Origin of the sequence: Streptomyces sp. NPDC058985 (genome assembly GCF_042740985.1) — a bacterium.
Lineage (GTDB): Bacteria > Actinomycetota > Actinomycetes > Streptomycetales > Streptomycetaceae > Streptomyces.
The window spans coordinates 1-17,165 of sequence record NZ_JBHYJX010000055.1 but is presented as its reverse complement, the minus strand read 5'-3'; the positions used below and the strand labels follow the sequence as shown (position 1 = coordinate 17,165).

General features: G+C 72.5%; 15 protein-coding genes. 4 read left to right on the top strand and 11 right to left on the bottom strand.

The features are described 5' to 3' along the window. Positions 1 to 143: 143 nt before the first annotated feature. The gene (locus ACFW01_RS33335) at positions 144 to 770 is read left to right on the top strand and encodes a nitroreductase (protein WP_234957265.1); all 627 of its coding nucleotides are present in this window, start codon (positions 144 to 146) and stop codon (positions 768 to 770) included. On the opposite strand, the gene ACFW01_RS33330 is transcribed toward ACFW01_RS33335, so the two are convergent. Further along, positions 712 to 1,614: a LysR family transcriptional regulator gene (locus tag ACFW01_RS33330; protein WP_234957264.1), complete on the bottom strand. Its 903-nt coding sequence runs from the start codon at positions 1,612 to 1,614 to the stop codon at positions 712 to 714. The two genes, ACFW01_RS33335 and ACFW01_RS33330, sit on opposite strands and share 59 nt — an antisense overlap. A gap of 254 nt (positions 1,615 to 1,868) precedes the next feature. Here ACFW01_RS33330 and ACFW01_RS33325 point away from each other — a divergent pair, with 254 nt between their 5' ends. After that, on the top strand, positions 1,869 to 2,084 hold the full coding sequence (locus tag ACFW01_RS33325; protein ID WP_234957263.1) for a hypothetical protein: 216 nt from the start codon (positions 1,869 to 1,871) through the stop codon (positions 2,082 to 2,084). Positions 2,085 to 2,242: 158 nt separating this feature from the next. Here the strand turns inward: ACFW01_RS33325 and ACFW01_RS33320 are convergent, their stop codons facing one another. The 4 genes from ACFW01_RS33320 to ACFW01_RS33305 form a co-directional block, all read right to left on the bottom strand. Next, entirely contained in the window at positions 2,243 to 2,917 is a 675-nt protein-coding gene (locus ACFW01_RS33320; protein ID WP_234957262.1) for a response regulator transcription factor, read from the bottom strand. Between the two features lie 240 nt (positions 2,918 to 3,157). After that, positions 3,158 to 4,969, bottom strand: a complete 1,812-nt coding sequence (locus ACFW01_RS33315; protein ID WP_384509884.1) for a PQQ-binding-like beta-propeller repeat protein — start codon at positions 4,967 to 4,969, stop codon at positions 3,158 to 3,160. Between the two features lie 62 nt (positions 4,970 to 5,031). Beyond that, the gene (locus tag ACFW01_RS33310; protein WP_384509881.1) at positions 5,032 to 6,813 is read right to left on the bottom strand and encodes a PQQ-binding-like beta-propeller repeat protein; all 1,782 of its coding nucleotides are present in this window, start codon (positions 6,811 to 6,813) and stop codon (positions 5,032 to 5,034) included. Between the two features lie 273 nt (positions 6,814 to 7,086). Further along, positions 7,087 to 8,901, bottom strand: coding sequence for an ABC-F family ATP-binding cassette domain-containing protein (locus ACFW01_RS33305; RefSeq protein ID WP_384509878.1), 1,815 nt, complete (start codon positions 8,899 to 8,901; stop codon positions 7,087 to 7,089). A gap of 157 nt (positions 8,902 to 9,058) precedes the next feature. On the opposite strand from ACFW01_RS33305, the gene ACFW01_RS33300 reads away from it, so the two are divergent. Further along, positions 9,059 to 9,649 (top strand): Uma2 family endonuclease, encoded by a 591-nt coding sequence (locus ACFW01_RS33300; protein ID WP_234957258.1) that lies wholly within the window; start codon positions 9,059 to 9,061, stop codon positions 9,647 to 9,649. Positions 9,650 to 9,652: 3 nt separating this feature from the next. Here the strand turns inward: ACFW01_RS33300 and ACFW01_RS33295 are convergent, their stop codons facing one another. From ACFW01_RS33295 to rsmI, 6 genes are all read right to left on the bottom strand, one after another. Continuing rightward, positions 9,653 to 10,549, bottom strand: coding sequence for a 4-(cytidine 5'-diphospho)-2-C-methyl-D-erythritol kinase (locus ACFW01_RS33295; protein ID WP_234957257.1), 897 nt, complete (start codon positions 10,547 to 10,549; stop codon positions 9,653 to 9,655). Between the two features lie 7 nt (positions 10,550 to 10,556). Beyond that, entirely contained in the window at positions 10,557 to 11,417 is an 861-nt protein-coding gene (rsmA, locus tag ACFW01_RS33290) for a 16S rRNA (adenine(1518)-N(6)/adenine(1519)-N(6))-dimethyltransferase RsmA (protein WP_384509873.1), read from the bottom strand. Between the two features lie 69 nt (positions 11,418 to 11,486). Continuing rightward, on the bottom strand, positions 11,487 to 12,752 hold the full coding sequence (locus tag ACFW01_RS33285; protein WP_384509870.1) for a ubiquitin-like domain-containing protein: 1,266 nt from the start codon (positions 12,750 to 12,752) through the stop codon (positions 11,487 to 11,489). Positions 12,753 to 12,857: 105 nt separating this feature from the next. Continuing rightward, positions 12,858 to 13,748 carry a TatD family hydrolase gene (locus tag ACFW01_RS33280; protein ID WP_384509867.1) on the bottom strand — a complete coding sequence of 297 codons (891 nt, stop codon included), beginning with the start codon at positions 13,746 to 13,748 and terminating at the stop codon, positions 12,858 to 12,860. Positions 13,749 to 13,789: 41 nt separating this feature from the next. Continuing rightward, positions 13,790 to 14,221, bottom strand: a complete 432-nt coding sequence (locus ACFW01_RS33275) for a hypothetical protein (protein ID WP_384509864.1) — start codon at positions 14,219 to 14,221, stop codon at positions 13,790 to 13,792. Between the two features lie 156 nt (positions 14,222 to 14,377). After that, positions 14,378 to 15,226, bottom strand: a complete 849-nt coding sequence (gene rsmI / locus ACFW01_RS33270; RefSeq protein WP_234957252.1) for a 16S rRNA (cytidine(1402)-2'-O)-methyltransferase — start codon at positions 15,224 to 15,226, stop codon at positions 14,378 to 14,380. 104 nt (positions 15,227 to 15,330) lie between these two features. Here rsmI and ACFW01_RS33265 point away from each other — a divergent pair, with 104 nt between their 5' ends. Beyond that, positions 15,331 to 17,076: a dolichyl-phosphate-mannose--protein mannosyltransferase gene (locus tag ACFW01_RS33265; protein ID WP_384509860.1), complete on the top strand. Its 1,746-nt coding sequence runs from the start codon at positions 15,331 to 15,333 to the stop codon at positions 17,074 to 17,076. Positions 17,077 to 17,165: the final 89 nt, after the last annotated feature.

Sequence of the window (17,165 nt, the reverse complement as noted above, 5' to 3'; positions counted from 1 at the left end):
CCCTCGGTGCGCCCCTCCAGGTGGGCCTCCCCCCACCCCACCCCCCCCACCCGCCGCCGCTACCACACGTCTCGCCCCCGGCGGGGGCCCGGGCCCCGTCGGCGGGCCCCGTCACCCCGCACCCGTGCGCGAGGAGGAACACCATGGACGTCATGACGGCCGTACTGAGCCGCCGCAGCGAACACCAGCTGACCGAACCGGCCCCGAGCGACGACGAGTTCGCCTACCTGCTCCGGGCCGCCGCCACCGCCCCCGACCACGGCAGGCTCCGCCCCTGGCGGTGGATCCTGGTACGGGGTGAGGGCCGCGCCGCCCTCGGCCGCTGCTTCGCCGAGGCCTGCCCCCCACCGGACTCCAGACCGGACCGTACGGCGGCGAAGACGCACCGGGCGCCCCTCCTCGCCACGCTGGTGTTCACCCCGGTGTCCGGTCACCGGGTACCCGAATGGGAGCAGTTGGCCGCCGCGAGCGCCATGGCGGGCTCCCTGGGCCTCCTGCTGCACGCCCGGGGGTTCGGGAGCATCTGGCGCACCGGCAGGTTCACCGAATCCGCGCAGGTCCACCGCCTGCTCCGGCTTCAGCCGGCCGAACGCCTGCTGGGCTGGCTGTACATCGGCACCCCGGAAGAGCCGCAGCGGCTCAGGCGCCGGGCACCCGACGACGTGGCCGGCCGGATCTCCGTCTTCGCCCCCGGGGCCGCGGCCGGGCAGGTCAGCCCGACGCGGCCAGTTGTTCCTCCTCGCGCATCAGCCGCGTCGCCTGGTCGATGAAGAGCTTCAGCTCCCGTGAGAGCCGCCTGCCGCTGCGCCACGCCAACTGCGTGTGCACGGAGAACGGAATCTCCCAAGGCAGCGTTGTCATCTCCCCCTTCTCCAGCTCCTGCGCCACGGTCACCGCGGGAAGCAGCGCGGCACCGAGCCCGGACACCACGCCTCTCTTGATCGCTTCTATGGTGCCGAACTCCAGGAACGGCATGGTCTCCGCGCCCCACAGCACCTCCTCGAACAGGTCGCGGTAGGCGCAGCCCGCCTCGGTCGCGAGGATCGGGGCCGACCGGAGGTCGTCGAGCGACACCTCCGGCAGCTGGGCGAGCGGGTGTCCGGGTGCGCTGACCAGCGCCAGCGGCTCCTCGGCCAGCACCACCGTCTCCAGCCCGTGATGCCGGGTCTCCTGCTCCATGAGGAAGCCGATGTCGAAGCTCCCCTGGCGCAGGGCGTGGCAGGTCTCCGCACACAGGCTCGGCCTGAGCGACAACTGCACCTTGGGGTAACGGTGGTGGAGGAACTCCAGCAGCGGCGGCATCCGGTACGAGGTGATGCTCTCCATCGTGCCGACCACCAGCGTGCCCGACGGCCCGTCCTCGCCGGTCACGTCCGCACGCGCGGCCTCGGTCAGGGCCAGGATCTGACCGGCGTACTCCAGCAGCTTCTCACCGGCGGGCGTCAGCCGGATACGCCCGCCTAATCGGTCGAAGAGCTCCACTCCCAACGAGGTCTCCAAGGCCCGGATCTGCGTGGTCACACTCGACTGCGCGTAACTCAGCTCCTTCGCCGCGCGAGTGAAACTCAGCAGTGTCGCGACCTTCTGGAACGTCACCAAGTGGCGAGTCTCCACCGAACCCCCTTATTGGTCCATACGTTTCCGACGGGGAGATCATGCCTCCGCCGCGCGGTTCCCCGCAGCCCCCCAAAGGGGATGAAACTACATGCAGGCACCAAGCGCTACCCAGCGTGACGAGACTTCCGTCACGCGGCCACCCATCGGCACAGCCGATGGCGGCATCGATTTCACCCCCCAGCAGCACGTGGACCAGGCCATGGGCCCGCTCATAGCCTTTCCGTACCGCCCTTCCACAACGGGAGAATGTCATGGACACATCGAATTGGGCCGTTCAGGCCGTCCTCTTCCTGACCGTGCTGTCCGCCGGAGCCCTCCCCGCGCTCGCCGGGACCATCCGCGGCCGCCGGGCCGCGGAGCAGGGCAGGGACCGCCGCACCGGCGTCCTGATCACCTTCGACCTCGCCTACGGCCCCCACGAGGACAGGGTCACCCGCGCACACCCGGGCCGGCCCACTCACCGCTGAACCGGAGAGCCGCGTACGGCGAGAAGGGGTCGTGTCGGGGGGTGCCCGCCCGCAGCGGTCGGCGCGTCCACACACTTCACTTCTGTGGCCGACCGATTCCGCGCCGTTCCGAGGACGGACACCCCCCGGCCACAGGCGGCCGCCGCAGGCACCCCCGCTCAACCGCCGGAGGTACTCGCCCGGTCCAGCAACCCCGTCCGGGCCGCCAGCGCCGCCGCCTCCAGGCGTGAGCCCACCCCGAGCTTCATCAGGACCCGCTGCACATGCGTACGCGCCGTGGACGGCGCTATCCCCATCCCCGCCGCGATCAGCCGGGTGTCCTCGCCGTCGGCGACCCGGACCAGGACCTCCACCTCCCTCGGCGTGAGCATCTTCAGCAGCCGCGCCCCCTCGTCGTCCGGCTGCGCCGCCGGATTCAGCAGTTCCCCGAACGCCCCCTGCAACAGCGCCGGCGCCACCGCCGCCTCCCCGGCCCGCGCCTTCATGATCGCCCGCTCGACGCCCTCTATGCGCTCGTCGTGCCGGACGTACCCCGACGCCCCCGCCGCGAACGCCGCCGCGATCCCGCGAGGGCTCGGCACCGGCCCCAGCACCACCACCGCCACCTGCGGACGCTCCCGCTTGATCCGCACCACCGGATCGAAGATCCCCGCCTCGGCCGGCGTCGCCGTCCCGAGCAGGCACACCTCCGGCGCCCGGCTGATCACCAGCTCGGCCGCCCCCGCGGCCGGCGCCGCCGCGGCCAGCACCCGGTGCCCGCGCAGCTTCAGCGCAGAGGCCAGCGCCTCGGCGAGCAATCGGTGATCGTCGACCACCATGAGCCGTACTCCCATAGAGCAACCCCCCAGTCACCCAGACCCCCGGCATGCCCCCGGAAGCTACACGCTAGCCGGATCTCGCGCTGCGGCTACCGGCGAGAATCGCCCTCGGATCACCGAATCCCACCCCAATACGCCCCCGCGCAGCGCCCCGCACCCACAAGACGGCCCCGCCCCCGCGGGAAGCGGGAACGGGGCCGAAGGACACTCAGGGGCACTCAAGGGCACTCAGCGGCACCGGGAGGCACCGCGGACTCAGCCGCTCGTGCCGAACCCGATCGCCAGGTACTCCTTCTCGTCCGCGCTGGTCGGCTCACTGGCGAACACCTGCGACATGTACAGGTGCCCCTGCGAGTAGAGGATCTCGGAGTACTCCGGCGACATGCTGGACTCCACGTCCCGCACCGCCTCGGTCGCCGGGTTCTCCAGCAGCGTGGTCTGCTTGAACGACCCGCCGTCGATGCTGACGATCTGACCGCCCTTGTCGTACGGCGGCCGCTTGTAGGCGATCACGTTGCCGCCGTCCATGCGCAGCGGAGTGATGGTGTAGTCCTCGCCGGCGTCCGCCCGCTGCCCCGTCTGCTTGCCGGTGGCCAGGTCGAAGGCGACGACCTCGTTGGTCCGGCTGTAGGACTCGCCGCTGCCCTCGTGCTCCTCGGTCGGGATGTAGAGCCGGTTCTCACCGACCGCGAGCCCCGTGCAGTTCTCGATCTTGGTGATCGTGTCGCAGCGGGCCGCGAACTGCTCGCCGGGGACCGAGATGCGGGTGAGCAGCTTGCCGGTCTTGTTGTCGATCGAGAAGAAGTCCGAGATGCCGCTGCCGTCACCGGCGGAGTCACCGACGTCGGCGGCCACGACCAGCGGGTCCGTGGACACGACGCCCGCGTACTCGATGCCCTTGGCCATCTTGTACTCGGAGATCACCTTCCCGCTCTTCGGGTCGATGGTCTGGATGTTCAGCTGCCGGGCGTCGTACGAGCCGCACTTGCGCACCGCGACCATCTTGTCGCCGCCGCCGTACCCGGCGTCGTAGCAGGAGTCGGTCGCCTTCGGGGACCAGAGGACGTCGCCCTTGGCGATGTCGAAGCCGACGCCGCCCTCGGTGCTGCCGGCCGCGACGGTGTCGCCGCTGATCGTGACGTTGTTGAAGTTGATCGGCTGGTCACCGGCGGTCTTCGTCCACACCGTCTTCCCGGCGTCCAGGTCGAGGACGGCGACCTGGGTGCAGCCGTGCGAGGGCTCGGCCTTGGTCGGCATGGCGGGCTGGTGGATGACGACCGTCTTGTTGTCGTCGGTGACGTGCCGGCTGGCCGCGCAGACGGGGCCGGCGAGCTTGATCGACCACTGCTTGCTGCCCTTGTCGGGGTCGTACCCGACGACCTCGGCGATGCCGCTCTTGGCGTACACCTTGTCGGTGAGCCAGGAGCCGGAGACGACGACGCTGCTGTCGTCCTTGCTCACCGCGGGCGCGGGGACCTGGAAGAGCACCTTGGCGGCGGGGTCGGAGGGGACCTTCTCCGTACCGGCGGAGGACTCGCCGCCCTCGCCGCCCTTCTCGTCGGTGCCGCCCTTGCCACCGGTGCCCCCGCTGGAGCTGGCGGTGTCGTCCTTGCCGCCGTCGCCGGAGGACTTGGCGTACCAGACCCCACCGCCGATGATCAGCGCGATCGCGACGACGGCCGACACGATGATCGCCAGCTGCGCGTTGATCTTCCGCCCGCCGCCCGGCCCGCCGGGCTGGGGCTGCATCGGCACGGTCGCCTGGGGATAGCCGTACTGCGGCTGACCCGGCTGCCCGTACGCCGGCGTCGGCTGCCCGTACGGCCCCGGCTGCCCGGGCGGCTGACCGGGGTAGCCGTACCCCGGCTGGGGCTGCGGCGGCGTCTGCGGATACCCGTAACCCGGCTGCTGCGGAGGCGGTCCCGCCGGCGGCGTGGGCGGAGCCGCGGGCGCCTGCGGCGGGGTCTGCGGGTAGCCGTACCCCGGCTCGGGAGCCTTCCCGAAGTCGGGCGGACCTCCCGAGGGCGGCGTGGGCGGCTGGTTGGGCGGGGGCGGCGGCTGGCTCATGGCGTGACTACCTCGGGGAAACGGGGACGACGGGGACGAGTCGAAGAGAGCGGCGAAGAAGGTCACTTGCCGTAGGCGAGCATCAACTTCTCCTTCGACTCGTCGTTTCCGGTCAGGCGGGTGGTGGAGATGTAGAACCGCCCGTCGGCCCAGTCGATGTCCTTGGAGTAGAAGCTGTTCTCGATGTCCGCGACGCCCTGCGGGTTCTGCAGCAGCTTGGCCGGCGTGTGGCCGCTGCCGCCGGTCGGGATGGCGACGACCTGGCCACCCGCGTCGTAGGACGGCTCGACGTAGGCGATGAGCTGGTCGCCCTCGACCTTCAGCGGCACCATCGACTCGTCCGCGGGGGACTTCGTCCGCCACTTCTCCTTGCCGGTGGCGAGGTTGATCGCGACGATCTCGTTGGCGCCGCTGGTCGCCTCGGTGGGCAGGTAGAGCGTGTTGTCGGCGACCGCGACGCCGGAGCAGCCCTGGAGGTCGCGTTCGAGGATGGCCCAGCCGCACTCGGGGGCGAAGTCCTCGTCGACGCCGACCTGTTCGAGGACCTTGCCGCCGGAGGTGAAGGTGGAGATGTTCCAGACCTTCTTGTCCTCGTTGGTGGCGTAGACGACCAGCGGGTCGACGGAGTAGGCGCGGGCGACCCGCCAGCCCTTGTCGTACTTGTAGGTCCACAGGACCTTGCCGGTCTTCGGGTCGAGTCCCTGGAGCTCGTCGTGCGCGTTGTCGCCGCCGGCGCCGCAGGAGGCGACCTGGACGAGCTTCTTCGCGCTGCCGGCGAATCCGGCGGGGAAGCAGGCGTCGCCGTACCGCTTCTTGTCGTACAGCTTCTTGCCGCTGGTGACGTCGTAGGCGGTGCCGGACTGGGAGCGGCCGACCATCAGGGTGGTGCCGCTGACGGAGAGCTCGAGGGAGAGCGTGGAGTCGAACAGCTCGCCGTCGGCGACCTCCTCCGTCCAGCCCTTCGCGCCGGTGGCGAGGTCGATCTCCTGGAGCTTGTTGCACTTGGCGCGGTCGCTGGAGCCGCTCATGGAGGCGACGACGATCTTGTCGTCGGCCGTCTTCTCCGGGGTGACCGCGCAGATCTTCTCCGGGAAGGCGATCGGCTCCCAGGTGGGCTTGCCGTCGCCGACGTTGTAGGCGAAGACCTGCTTGTACGCCGCCTTCACCGCGGTCTTGTCGGTGATCCACATGCCGTTGGCGTCGGCGCCGGAACCGGGGGCGTCGGGCGCCTCCTTGTACCAGAGCACCTTGGACTCGCCGGCCTGGCGGCCCTCGTTGAGGTTGTCGGGGTCCTCGCCGCCGTCACCGCTGCCGTCGCCGGGGTTGACGGGGGCGGCGCCGCCGGAGCCGGAGGGCTTCGGGTCGTCGCTCTTGCCGGCCACCGGCTTCTTGTCCTTGTCGTCACCGCCGTTGGCGGTCACCGCCCACACGCTGCCGCCGATGACCAGCAGGGCCGCGACCGCGGCGCCGACCACGAGGGCGGGCTTGCCCTTGAAGGGGTTGCGGGAGCCGGGGCCGCCGGGCGGCGGGGTGCCGGGGCCGCCCGGGTACTGCGGCTGCGGGTAGCCGTAGCCGGGCTGCTGGCCGTACGGTCCCGGCTGCTGGGGCTGGGCGTAGGGGCCGGAGTTGTACGGTCCGGGCTGCCCGTACGGTCCCGGCTGGCCGGGCTGCTGCTGCGGGTAGCCGTACCCCGGCTGGGCCGGCGGGCCGGACGGCGGGCCCGGCGGCGTCTGGGGCGGGCCCTGCGGGGGCGGCGGGGCCGGCGCCCCGAAGCCTCCCGGCGGTGGGTCCTGCGGTGCTCCGAAGCCACCCGGCTGCGGCGGCTGGTTGGGCGGCTGGCTCATCAGCGCGTTCCCCCTTATGACTCACTGATTTTTAGCCACGACCCGGGGTACGCGCTGCCCCCGCGGCCGTCTCAGGCGATCGTCCGGACTGTCACGGACAGTCCTCCGAGACGCTCCTCGGACGGCCTTTCTATCACCCGCGGCCGACAGCCCACCGGGCCGCGTCCGCCCCTGTTCCCAAGGGAGAACCGGCCCGTGATGCCACTGTTACGCGCCTTCACGCCCTCTTCACGCCACCCGCGCCCCCTGCGCGCAGGGCTCCGGGGCCAACGGCTAGGCGTCTTCGGCCAGTTCCAGCCAGCGCGTCTCCAGGTCCTCGCGCTGCCCGGCCAGCCCACGCAGCTCGGCGTCCAGTTCGGCCACCTTCGCGAAGTCCGTGGCGTTCTCGGCGATCCGGGCGTGCAGCTTGGCCTCCTTCTCGGAGACCTTGTCGAGCTGCCGCTCGATCTTCTGGAGCTCCTTCTTGGCGGCGCGCGCGTCGGCGGCGCTCTTCTCGGGCACGTCGGCGGCCGGCCCCCGCACCGGGGCGGGAACGGCCGCCGCGGCCGCCTCCTCCATGCGCTGCCTGCGCTCCAGGTACTCGTCGATGCCGCGCGGCAGCATCCGGAGCGCGCCGTCGCCGAGCAGGGCGAAGACCCGGTCGGTGGTCCGCTCGACGAAGAACCGGTCGTGGGAGATGACGATCATCGAGCCGGGCCAGCCGTCGAGCACGTCCTCCAGCTGGGTCAGGGTCTCGATGTCGAGGTCGTTGGTGGGCTCGTCGAGGAAGAGGACGTTGGGCTCGTCCATGAGCAGGCGGAGCAGCTGGAGCCGCCGCCGCTCACCGCCGGAGAGGTCGCCGACCGGCGTCCACTGCTTCTCCTTGCCGAAGCCGAAGGTCTCGCACAGCTGTCCGGCGGTCATCTCGCGGCCCTTGCCGAGGTCGACGCGCTCGCGGACGCGCTGCACGGCCTCCAGCACCCGCCAGGTGGGGTCGAGTTCGGCGACCTCCTGGGAGAGGTAGGCCAGCTTGACCGTCCGGCCGACGCGGACCCGTCCGCTCACCGGCTGCTCCTCGCCGTCGCTGCGGGCGGCGTCCCTGAGGGCGCGCAGCAGGGAGGTCTTGCCGGCGCCGTTGACGCCGACCAGGCCGATGCGGTCGCCGGGGCCGAGCTGCCAGGTGACGTGCTTGAGCAGCACCTTGGGGCCCGCCTGGACGGTCACGTCCTCCAGGTCGAACACGGTCTTGCCGAGCCGGGACGAGGCGAACTTCATCAGCTCGCTGCTGTCCCGGGGCGGCGGCACGTCGGCGATCAGCTCGTTGGCGGCCTCGACCCGGAAGCGCGGCTTGGAGGTACGGGCGGGCGCCCCGCGCCGGAGCCAGGCCAGCTCCTTGCGGACCAGGTTCTGCCGCTTGGTCTCCTCGGTGGCGGCGATGCGCTCGCGCTCGGCACGGGCGAAGACGTAGTCGGAGTAGCCGCCCTCGTACTCGAAGACGTCGCCGCGCTGCACGTCCCACATGCGGGTGCAGACCTGGTCGAGGAACCACCGGTCGTGCGTCACGCAGACGAGCGCGGACCGGCGCTCGCGCAGGTGCCGGGCGAGCCAGGCGATGCCCTCGACGTCGAGGTGGTTGGTGGGCTCGTCGAGGACGACGAGGTCCTGCTCCTCGATGAGCAGCTTGGCGAGCGCGATCCGGCGCCGCTCGCCACCGGAGAGCGGCCCGATGACCGTGTCGAGCCCCTGCGGGAAGCCCGGCATGTCCAGCCCGCCGAACAGCCCGGTCAGCACGTCCCTGATCTTGGCGTTGCCGGCCCACTCGTGGTCGGCCAGGTCACCGATGACCTCGTGCCGGACGGTGGCCTCGGGGTCCAGGGAGTCGTGCTGGGTGAGCACGCCGAGCCGCAGTCCGCCGGAGTGGGTGACGCGGCCGGTGTCGGGCTCCTCCAGCCTGGCCAGCATCCGGATCATGGTCGTCTTGCCGTCGCCGTTGCGGCCGACGACGCCGATGCGGTCCCCTTCGGAGACGCCGAGGGACACGCCGTCGAGGAGTGCACGGGTGCCGTACACCTTGCTGACGTTCTCGACATTGACCAGATTGACGGCCATTTCTCTCCTGCCTGGGGGATCGATCAGCCTTCCAGCGTAGGCCCTCCGGGGGGTGGGGTGGCGCGGGCGGGGGTCGTCACTCGTTGTAGTGACGCGATGCGAAAGGCGCGGCTACCGTGGTGAGTGGGCAGCAGGATCCCGTTCCATGGGAGGAACCATGACCGCCGAGTCCGTCAAGCGCCGCGTCAAGTGGCCGGTGCCGCCGCAGGACGGTTACACCGTGGACGACCTGTTCACGCTGCCTGATCTCCCGCCGCACACCGAGCTGATCGACGGGAGCCTGGTTTTCGTGAGTCCGCAGCGGGATTTTCACACCATCGTGATGGACATGTTGGTCAGCGGTCTCCGCGCGACACTGCCACCCGAGCTGCGGGTGCGAAGGGAAATGACCATCGTCCTCGACCAGCGGAACGGCCCTGAGCCCGATGTGAGCGTCCTGCGCGCGGAGGCGATCGGACGGAAGAAGACGCGTTACGCGGCAGCCGACGTCCTCCTCGCCATCGAGGTCGTCTCCCCCGACTCCGAGTCCCGCGACCGCGACACGAAGCCGCACAAGTACGCCGCCGCCGGAATTCCCCACTTCTGGCTGGTCGAGATGGAGGGCGCGGAAGACCGTCCGGTCGTCCACGTCTACGAGCGCGGCAGGGTCACCGGCACATACGCCCTCACCGGGATCCACCACGACCACCTGAAAATCAGCGTCCCCTACGACATCGACATCGACCTGACCGCCGTCGACAACCTCTGACCTTCACACCACCGTCGCCCCCGCCACCGCCCCCACCGCCGTCCGCACATCCCGGCACGTGCCCGACGCCCGCAGCACCCCGGCGATGTCGGACGCGGAGCCGGCGTCCGGGGCGAGGAAGGCCGTGGTCGGGCCCGAGCCCGAGACCATTGCCGCCAGAGCGCCCGCTGCCCGTCCCGCGGCGAGGGTGTCGGACAACTCGGGGAAGAGGGAGAGCGCGGCCGGCTGGAGGTCGTTCGAGACGGCCACCGCGAGCGCCGTGGGGTCGCCCTTCGCGAGGGCGTCCAGCACTGCCTGGTCGGCGACCGGCTCCGGGACGTCCAGGCCCTCCGCCAGCCGGTCGAACTCGCGGAACACGGCCGGCGTCGACAGCCCCCGCCCGGCCAGCGCGAACACCCAGTGGAACTCGCCGCCGACCTCCAGCTCGGTCAGCTTCTCTCCCCGCCCGGTGCCCAGCGCCGCCCCGCCGACCAGGCTGAACGGCACATCGCTGCCCAGCTCGGCGCAGAGGGCGAGCAGTTCGTCGCGGGAGGCGCCGGTGCCCCACAGGGCGTCGCAGGCGAGCAGGGCGCCCGCGCCGTCCGCGCTGCCGCCCGCCATGCCGCCGGCGACGGGGATGTCCTTGGCGATGTGCAGGTGCACGTCGGGTTCGCGGCCGTACCGCTCGGCGAGGGCCAGCGCGGCGCGGGCGGCCAGGTTGGTGCGGTCCAGGGGCACCTCCCCGGCGTCGGGGCCCTCGCAGGTGACGCGGAGCCCGTCGCTGTCCGGGACCGCGGTGACCTCGTCGTACAGGGAGACGGCGAGGAAGACGTTGGCGAGGTCGTGGAAGCCGTCGGGGCGGGCGGCGCCGACCGCGAGCTGGACGTTGACCTTGGCGGGGACGCGGACCGTCACGCTCACTTGCTCGTCACTCCTTGTGTTCGGCGATACGCGCGAACTCTTCCACGGTCAGCGCCTCTCCGCGCGCCTGCGGCGACACGCCCGCGGCGACGAGCGCGGCCTCGGCGGCCGCGGCGGACCCCGCCCATCCGGCGAGGGCGGCCCGCAGCGTCTTGCGGCGCTGGGCGAAGGCGGCGTCGACGACGGCGAAGACCTCGCGCTTGGAGGCGGTGGTCTTCAGCGGCTCGGTCCGCCGGACGAGTGACACCAGCCCGCTGTCCACGTTCGGCGCGGGCCAGAAGACGCTGCGGCCGATGGCGCCGGCCCGGCGGACCTCGGCGTACCAGTTGGCCTTCACGGACGGCACTCCGTACACCTTGTTGCCGGGCCCCGCGGCGAGGCGGTCGGCGACCTCGGCCTGGACCATGACGAGGGTGCGCTCGATGGTCGGGAAGGTGTCGAGCATGTGGAGGAGGACGGGCACGGCCACGTTGTACGGCAGGTTGGCGACCAGCGCGGTCGGGGCGGGGCCCGGCAGCTCGGTCACGTGCATGGCGTCGGAGTGGACGAGCGCGAACCGGTCCGCGCGCTCCGGCATGCGGGCGGCCACGGTGGCGGGCAGGGCGCCGGCCAGTACGTCGTCGATCTCGACGGCGGTGACCCGGTCGGCGGCCTCCAGCAGGGCCAGGGTGAGCGAGCCGAGACCCGGTCCCACCTCGACCACCACGTCGTCGGGGCGGACCTCGGCGGTGCGGACGATACGGCGGACGGTGTTGGCGTCGATGACGAAGTTCTGGCCGCGCTGCTTGGTGGGGCGCACACCGAGGGCGGCCGCGAGTTCGCGGACGTCGGCGGGGCCCAGAAGGGCGTCGGGGGTGGGGCTGCTCACCCCGCAAGGGTATCCGGGGGCGACGGCGGCCTCGCCGGGGTCGTGCGGCGGGGCCCGGCTGCGGGCCCGTCAGCCCCGCAGCCGGGCCCCGCAGTGCGGCCAGGAACCGGCGCCCGCGCGGACGTACAGCTGCTTCGCCCGGTACGTCTGCTCCGCGGCGCTCGCGTCCTGCGGGCGGCCCTCGCCGCCGACGCTATGCCAGGTGTGGGTGTCGAACTGGTAGAGGCCCCCGTAGGTGCCCGAGGGGTCGACGGCGTCCGGGCGGCCGCCCGACTCGCAGGCGGCGAGACCCCGCCAGTTGAGGTGGTCGGCGCCCCGCACGGAGGTGGGGCGGGGGCGGGTGCCGACCAGGACGATCTGCGCGCGGGGTTCGCGCACCAGCTCGGTGCGGAGCCGGCGGGGTTTCTGCCGGACGCCGTTGACGGTGCGCAGGGCGTAGGTGGTGCGGCGCAGTCCGGGCTGTCCGGCCTGCTGGACGACCTCCGTGCCCCGGTACAGCGAGGGGTCCTCCGCCCGTCGGACGTCGAAGGGGACCGGGTCCTCGCGGACCTCCTGCGAGCCGGTGATCCGCAGCACGGTGACGGTCTGGCCGTCGCGGGGGAAGCCGGTCGCGGGGACCGAGGTGGTGTCCTCGCCGCGCAGGGTCACCCCGGCCGCCTCGACCGCCTCCCGCACGGTCGCGGCGTTGGTGCGGACGGTGCGGGCCCGGCCGTCCGCCATGACGGTCACCACCCGCTCGGTCCGCACCGTCAGGGCGAGGCCCTCGCGGCCGATGCGCCGGGAGCCCGCGGTGGACAGGTGGGCGCCCTCCGTCCGGACGCCGAGCTGCCGCAGCGCGCCGTGCACCGTCTCCGCGGTCGTCCACACCTGGCGGCGGTGGCCGTCGAGGGTCAGCAGGACGGGGCGCCCGTGGCGGACGGCGATGTCCTCGCCGCTGGTCAGCGGGGTGCCGGGGGCCGGCACGATCACGTCGTGGGCGCCGACCTCGACGCCCTCCTGCGCGAGCAGCTCGGTCACGTCGTCGGCGAAGGTGTGCAGCGTGCGGGGCGTCCCGTCGACGGTCAGCTCGACCGCCTTGTCCTTGGCCACGAAGGCGGACGTGCCGCCCGCGAGGAAGGCCACGACCAGCGCACGGGGCAGCAGGCGGCGCAGGGAGCCGTCCGCGCGTCCGGCCGCCCGCGCCCGGCGCCGCCGCCCGGCCCGCCCGTCGCCCGGCGTGCGGGCCGGCGGCAGGACGGTGCCGTACGGCAGGGTCGGCGCGCTGTGCACGTCGTACGGTGCGAGGTACTCGTGTCCCTCGAAGACCTCGGTGGTCTCGAACTGCGTTCTGCTCACGCCGACACGCTCCAGGGGTCCGGATCGGGCCCCCAGAACCTAGCGGAGCGTTCGTCACTCTCCAAAGCGACGCGACTACGCAGCGTGGCGCGGGTCTTGTGCTGCTCAGTAGTTGAAGGCGCGGGCCGTGTTCGCGGCCAGGGCGGTCGCCAGGGTGTCCTCGTCGACGCCCCGCACCTCGGCCATCGCCCGCACCGTGACCGGCACCAGGTAGGGGGCGTTGGGGCGGCCCCGGTAGGGCATCGGGGTCAGGAACGGCGCGTCGGTCTCCACCAGGACCAGTTCCAGGGGGGCGGCCGCGAGGGCGTCGCGCAGGTTCTGGGCGTTCTTGAAGGTGACGTTGCCGGCGAAGGACATGTAGTACCCGGCGCGGGCGCAGATCCCGGCCATCTCGGCGTCGCCGGAGTAGCAGTGGAAGACGGTGCGCTCGGGGGCGCCCTCCTCCTTGAGGACGCGCAGGACGTCGGCGTGGGCGTCGCGGTCGTGGATGACCAGGGCCTTGCCGTGCCGCTTGGCGATCTCGATGTGGGCGCGGAAGGACCGCTCCTGCGCCTCCTTGCCCTCGGGCCCGGTGCGGAAGTAGTCCAGGCCGGTCTCGCCGACGCCCTTGACCTGCTCCAGCGCGGCCAGCCGGTCGATCTCCGCGAGGGCGTCGTCGAGCGCGGCTTCCCCTCCCGGCTGCCGCGCTCCCTGCCGCGACCACCCGTCGGGATCGCCGTGGACGATGCGCGGTGCCTCGTTGGGGTGCAGGGCGACGGTGGCGTGCACGGCGTCGTGCGCCGCCGCGGTCTCGGCCGCCCAGCGGGAGCCGGCGAGGTCGCAGCCGACCTGGACGACGGTGGTGACCCCGACGGACGCGGCCTTGGCGAGCGCCTCCGTCACCGTGCCGGACTGCATGTCGAGGTGGGTGTGCGAGTCGGCGACCGGCACCCGGAGGGGCTCGGGGAGCGGGGGCGCGTCGTTCTTGTCGGAGCGTCCCGAGGCGTTCGAAGGCATGCTCCGATCCTACGAAAGCCCCGGCCCGCCCCCCGAGGGCGTCAGCTCGCCCGGCGGTGGAGGTGGAGGGCGTGCAGCAGGTCGCCCAGGTGCCAGTGCCGGCGTCCGGCGGAGCGCCCCGCCGCTCCCGCCCCGGACGTCTCGGGCACCGGCGGCACCTCCACCGGGCCGGCGGCCGGCACCCGGTGGGAGCCGTGGTCGGTGCCGCGGACCGAGGCGACCCGCCCGGGACGCATGATCCGTACGACGTGGTTGTCGCAGTTGGCGCAGGTCGGCCGGGTCAGCGGGGAGGGCACGACGCGGCCGCCCGAGACGTAGCGCACGTACGCGTGGCCGTCGGCGTCCTTGCGGTGCTCTATCTCGAAGGACTGCTCCCAGCCGTGCCCGCACCGCATGCAGGCGAAGGAGTACGACTCGTGGACGACGGAGGTGGCCCCGGAGGGTGTTCCGGTCGGTGCCGCGCTCTCACTCATGCTCATCCCGGCTCCTTCGGTTCGTTCGCCTTTCCTTCCTCCAGTGGACTCCTCCACCAGCCGGAAAGCACCGGGCAGTGCCGAGTGTTTGAGCCGATTTGGGCTGTCCTTGGCGGAAGGGCCCGCAAGGTCAGGAACGGGTCAAGCGCGGCCGGATCACGCCCCCGCGTTCTTCGCCGCCACCACCGCGTCGAACACCTCCCGCTTGGGCACGCCCACCTGGGCGGCCACCGCGGCGATCGCCTCCTTGCGGCGCTCCCCCGCCTCCTCGCGCACCCGCACCCGGCGCACCAGTTCCGCGGCGTCCAGTTCCTCGGGCCCCCGGTCCGGGGCGCCCTCCACGACGACGGTGATCTCGCCGCGCACGCCCTCGGCGGCCCACGCGGCCAGCTCGCCGAGACCGCCGCGCCTGACCTCCTCGTAGGTCTTGGTCAGCTCCCGGCAGACGGCGGCCCTGCGGTCGGCGCCGAAGGCCTCGGCCATGGCGGCGAGGGTGTCGTCGAGGCGGTGCGGCGCCTCGAAGTAGACGAGGGTCCGGCGCTCCTCGGCCACCTCGCGCAGCCGGGTCAGCCGCTCGCCCGCCTTGCGGGGCAGGAAGCCCTCGAAGCAGAACCGGTCGACCGGCAGCCCGGACAGCGCGAGCGCGGTCAGCACGGCGGACGGGCCGGGTACGGCGGTGACCCGGACGTCCCGCTCGACGGCGGCGGCGACCAGCCGGTAGCCGGGGTCGGACACCGACGGCATCCCGGCGTCGGTGACCAGCAGCACGCGCGCGCCGCCCGCCAGCTCCTCGACCAGCTCGGGTGTGCGGGCCGACTCGTTGCCCTCGAAGTAGGACACGACGCGCCCGCGCGGGGTGACGCCGAGCGCCTGGGTGAGCCGGCGCAGCCGCCGGGTGTCCTCGGCGGCGACCACGTCGGCGCCGGCCAGTTCCTCGGCGAGCCGCGGCGGGGCGTCCCGGACGTCGCCGATGGGGGTGCCCGCCAGTACAAGGGTTCCAGTCACGCCCCCATCCTCCCAGGGGCGGACGGGCTTCCTTCCGCGGGACGCATCGGACGGGTGGGGGCCATGCGCGGGACGTGCACAGCACGGTTCCCTACGATGGCGCGGTGACCAGTACCGCGTCCTCCACGGACACCCGGCAGGACCAGGCACCGCACGACGAGCGGCCCGCCTGGCAGCAGCGGCTGCGCCGCTTCGGCTACCCGGCGGGGCCCGCGGCCGGCGACGTCGGCGACCGGCTGGTGCCGCCGTACACCAGCCCGGGTCCGCGCCTGTGGGCGTTCCTCGGCCTGTCGAAGCCGCTGACCGGCCGGATCCTGCGCTGGTCGGCGTGGGGCGGGCCGCTGCTGGTGGCGCTCTTCGCGGGCGTGCTGCGGTTCTGGAACCTGGGCAGCCCGAAGGCGGTGATATTCGACGAGACGTACTACGCCAAGGACGCGTGGGCGCTGATCCACCGCGGCTTCGAGGTCAACTGGGACAAGAACGCCAACGACCTGATCCTGAACTCGGGCGGCGACGTCCCGATCCCGGCGGACGCGGCGTACGTCGTGCATCCGCCGGTCGGCAAGTACCTCATCGGCCTGGGCGAGGTGCTGTTCGGCTTCGACCCGTTCGGCTGGCGTTTCATGACGGCGCTGCTCGGCACGGTGTCGGTACTGCTGCTGTGCCGGATCGGACGGCGGCTGTTCCGCTCGACCTTCCTCGGGTGCCTGGCGGGCGCGCTGATGGCGGTGGACGGGCTGCACTTCGTGATGAGCCGCACCGCGCTCCTCGACAGCGTGCTGATGTTCTTCGTGCTGGCGGCCTTCGGCTGCCTGGTCGTCGACCGCGACCGGGCCCGCGGGAAGCTCGCCGCCGCGCTGCCGGTGGACGAGGACGGCCTGGTCCGGCCGGACGCGGGCATCGCCGAGACGTTCCGCTTCGGGTGGCGGCCGTGGCGGCTGGCGGCGGGGCTGATGCTGGGTCTGGCCGCGGCCACCAAGTGGAACGGCCTGTACATCATGGCGGCCTTCTGTGTGATGGCGGTGCTGTGGGACGTCGGCACCCGCCGGGTCGCGGGCGCCGAGCGGCCGCATCTGGCGGTGCTGAGGCGCGACCTGGGCTGGGCGTTCCTGTCCACGGTGCCGGTGGCGCTCGCCACGTACGTGCTGTCCTGGCTGGGCTGGATCCTCTCCCCCGCCGACGGCTCCGGCGGCTACTACCGCGACTGGGCGGCGAACGACGGCGCGAACAGCTCCTGGTCCTGGCTGCTGCCCGACTGGTGGCGCAGCCTGTGGCACTACGAGACCCAGGTGCTGGAGTTCCACACCAACCTGACCTCGCCGCACACCTACCAGTCGAACCCCTGGAGCTGGCTGGTCCTGGGCCGCCCGGTCTCCTACTTCTACGAGTCGCCCTCCCCCGGCTCCGACGGCTGCCCGGCCGACGCGGGCGAGAAGTGCGCCCGCGAGGTCCTGGCGCTGGGCACGCCGCTGATGTGGTGGGTGGGCTGCTTCGCGCTGCTGTACGTCCTGTGGCGCTGGGCCTTCCGCCGCGACTGGCGCGCGGGCGCCATCGTCTGCGGCATCGCGGCCGGCTATCTGCCCTGGTTCCTGTACCAGGAGCGGACGATCTTCCTCTTCTACGCCGTCGTCTTCCTGCCCTTCCTGTGCCTGGCGGTGGCGATGCTGCTGGGGGCGGTCATCGGCCGCCCGGGCTGCGGCGACGCCCGCCGCGTCGCGGGCGCGACCGGGGCGGGCGTACTGGTCCTGCTGATCGCGTGGAACTTCATCTACTTCTGGCCCCTTTACACCGGTACCGCCATCCCGATGGAGGACTGGCGGTCGCGGATGTGGCTGGACACGTGGGTGTAGCAGGGCGGTGGGGGGGGGGGGGGGTGCCCCGAACCCCCCCCCCCCCCGGGCGGGGGGGGGGTGGTCGGGACTTTGAGTACTTTTTGTTT

What these genes read in the sequence shown, in the direction of transcription:
- ACFW01_RS33325 (WP_234957263.1), top strand. Translation starts at nt 1,869, where the DNA reads ATGGACACATCGAATTGGGCCGTTCAGGCCGTCCTCTTCCTGACCGTG.
- ACFW01_RS33335 (WP_234957265.1), top strand. Translation starts at nt 144, where the DNA reads ATGGACGTCATGACGGCCGTACTGAGCCGCCGCAGCGAACACCAGCTG.
- ACFW01_RS33310 (WP_384509881.1), bottom strand. Translation starts at nt 6,813, where the DNA reads ATGAGCCAGCCGCCCAACCAGCCGCCGCAGCCGGGTGGCTTCGGAGCA.
- ACFW01_RS33280 (WP_384509867.1), bottom strand. Translation starts at nt 13,748, where the DNA reads ATGCCTTCGAACGCCTCGGGACGCTCCGACAAGAACGACGCGCCCCCG.
- ACFW01_RS33305 (WP_384509878.1), bottom strand. Translation starts at nt 8,901, where the DNA reads ATGGCCGTCAATCTGGTCAATGTCGAGAACGTCAGCAAGGTGTACGGC.
- ACFW01_RS33300 (WP_234957258.1), top strand. Translation starts at nt 9,059, where the DNA reads ATGACCGCCGAGTCCGTCAAGCGCCGCGTCAAGTGGCCGGTGCCGCCG.
- ACFW01_RS33320 (WP_234957262.1), bottom strand. Translation starts at nt 2,917, where the DNA reads ATGGGAGTACGGCTCATGGTGGTCGACGATCACCGATTGCTCGCCGAG.
- ACFW01_RS33315 (WP_384509884.1), bottom strand. Translation starts at nt 4,969, where the DNA reads ATGAGCCAGCCGCCGCCCCCGCCCAACCAGCCGCCCACGCCGCCCTCG.
- ACFW01_RS33275 (WP_384509864.1), bottom strand. Translation starts at nt 14,221, where the DNA reads ATGAGTGAGAGCGCGGCACCGACCGGAACACCCTCCGGGGCCACCTCC.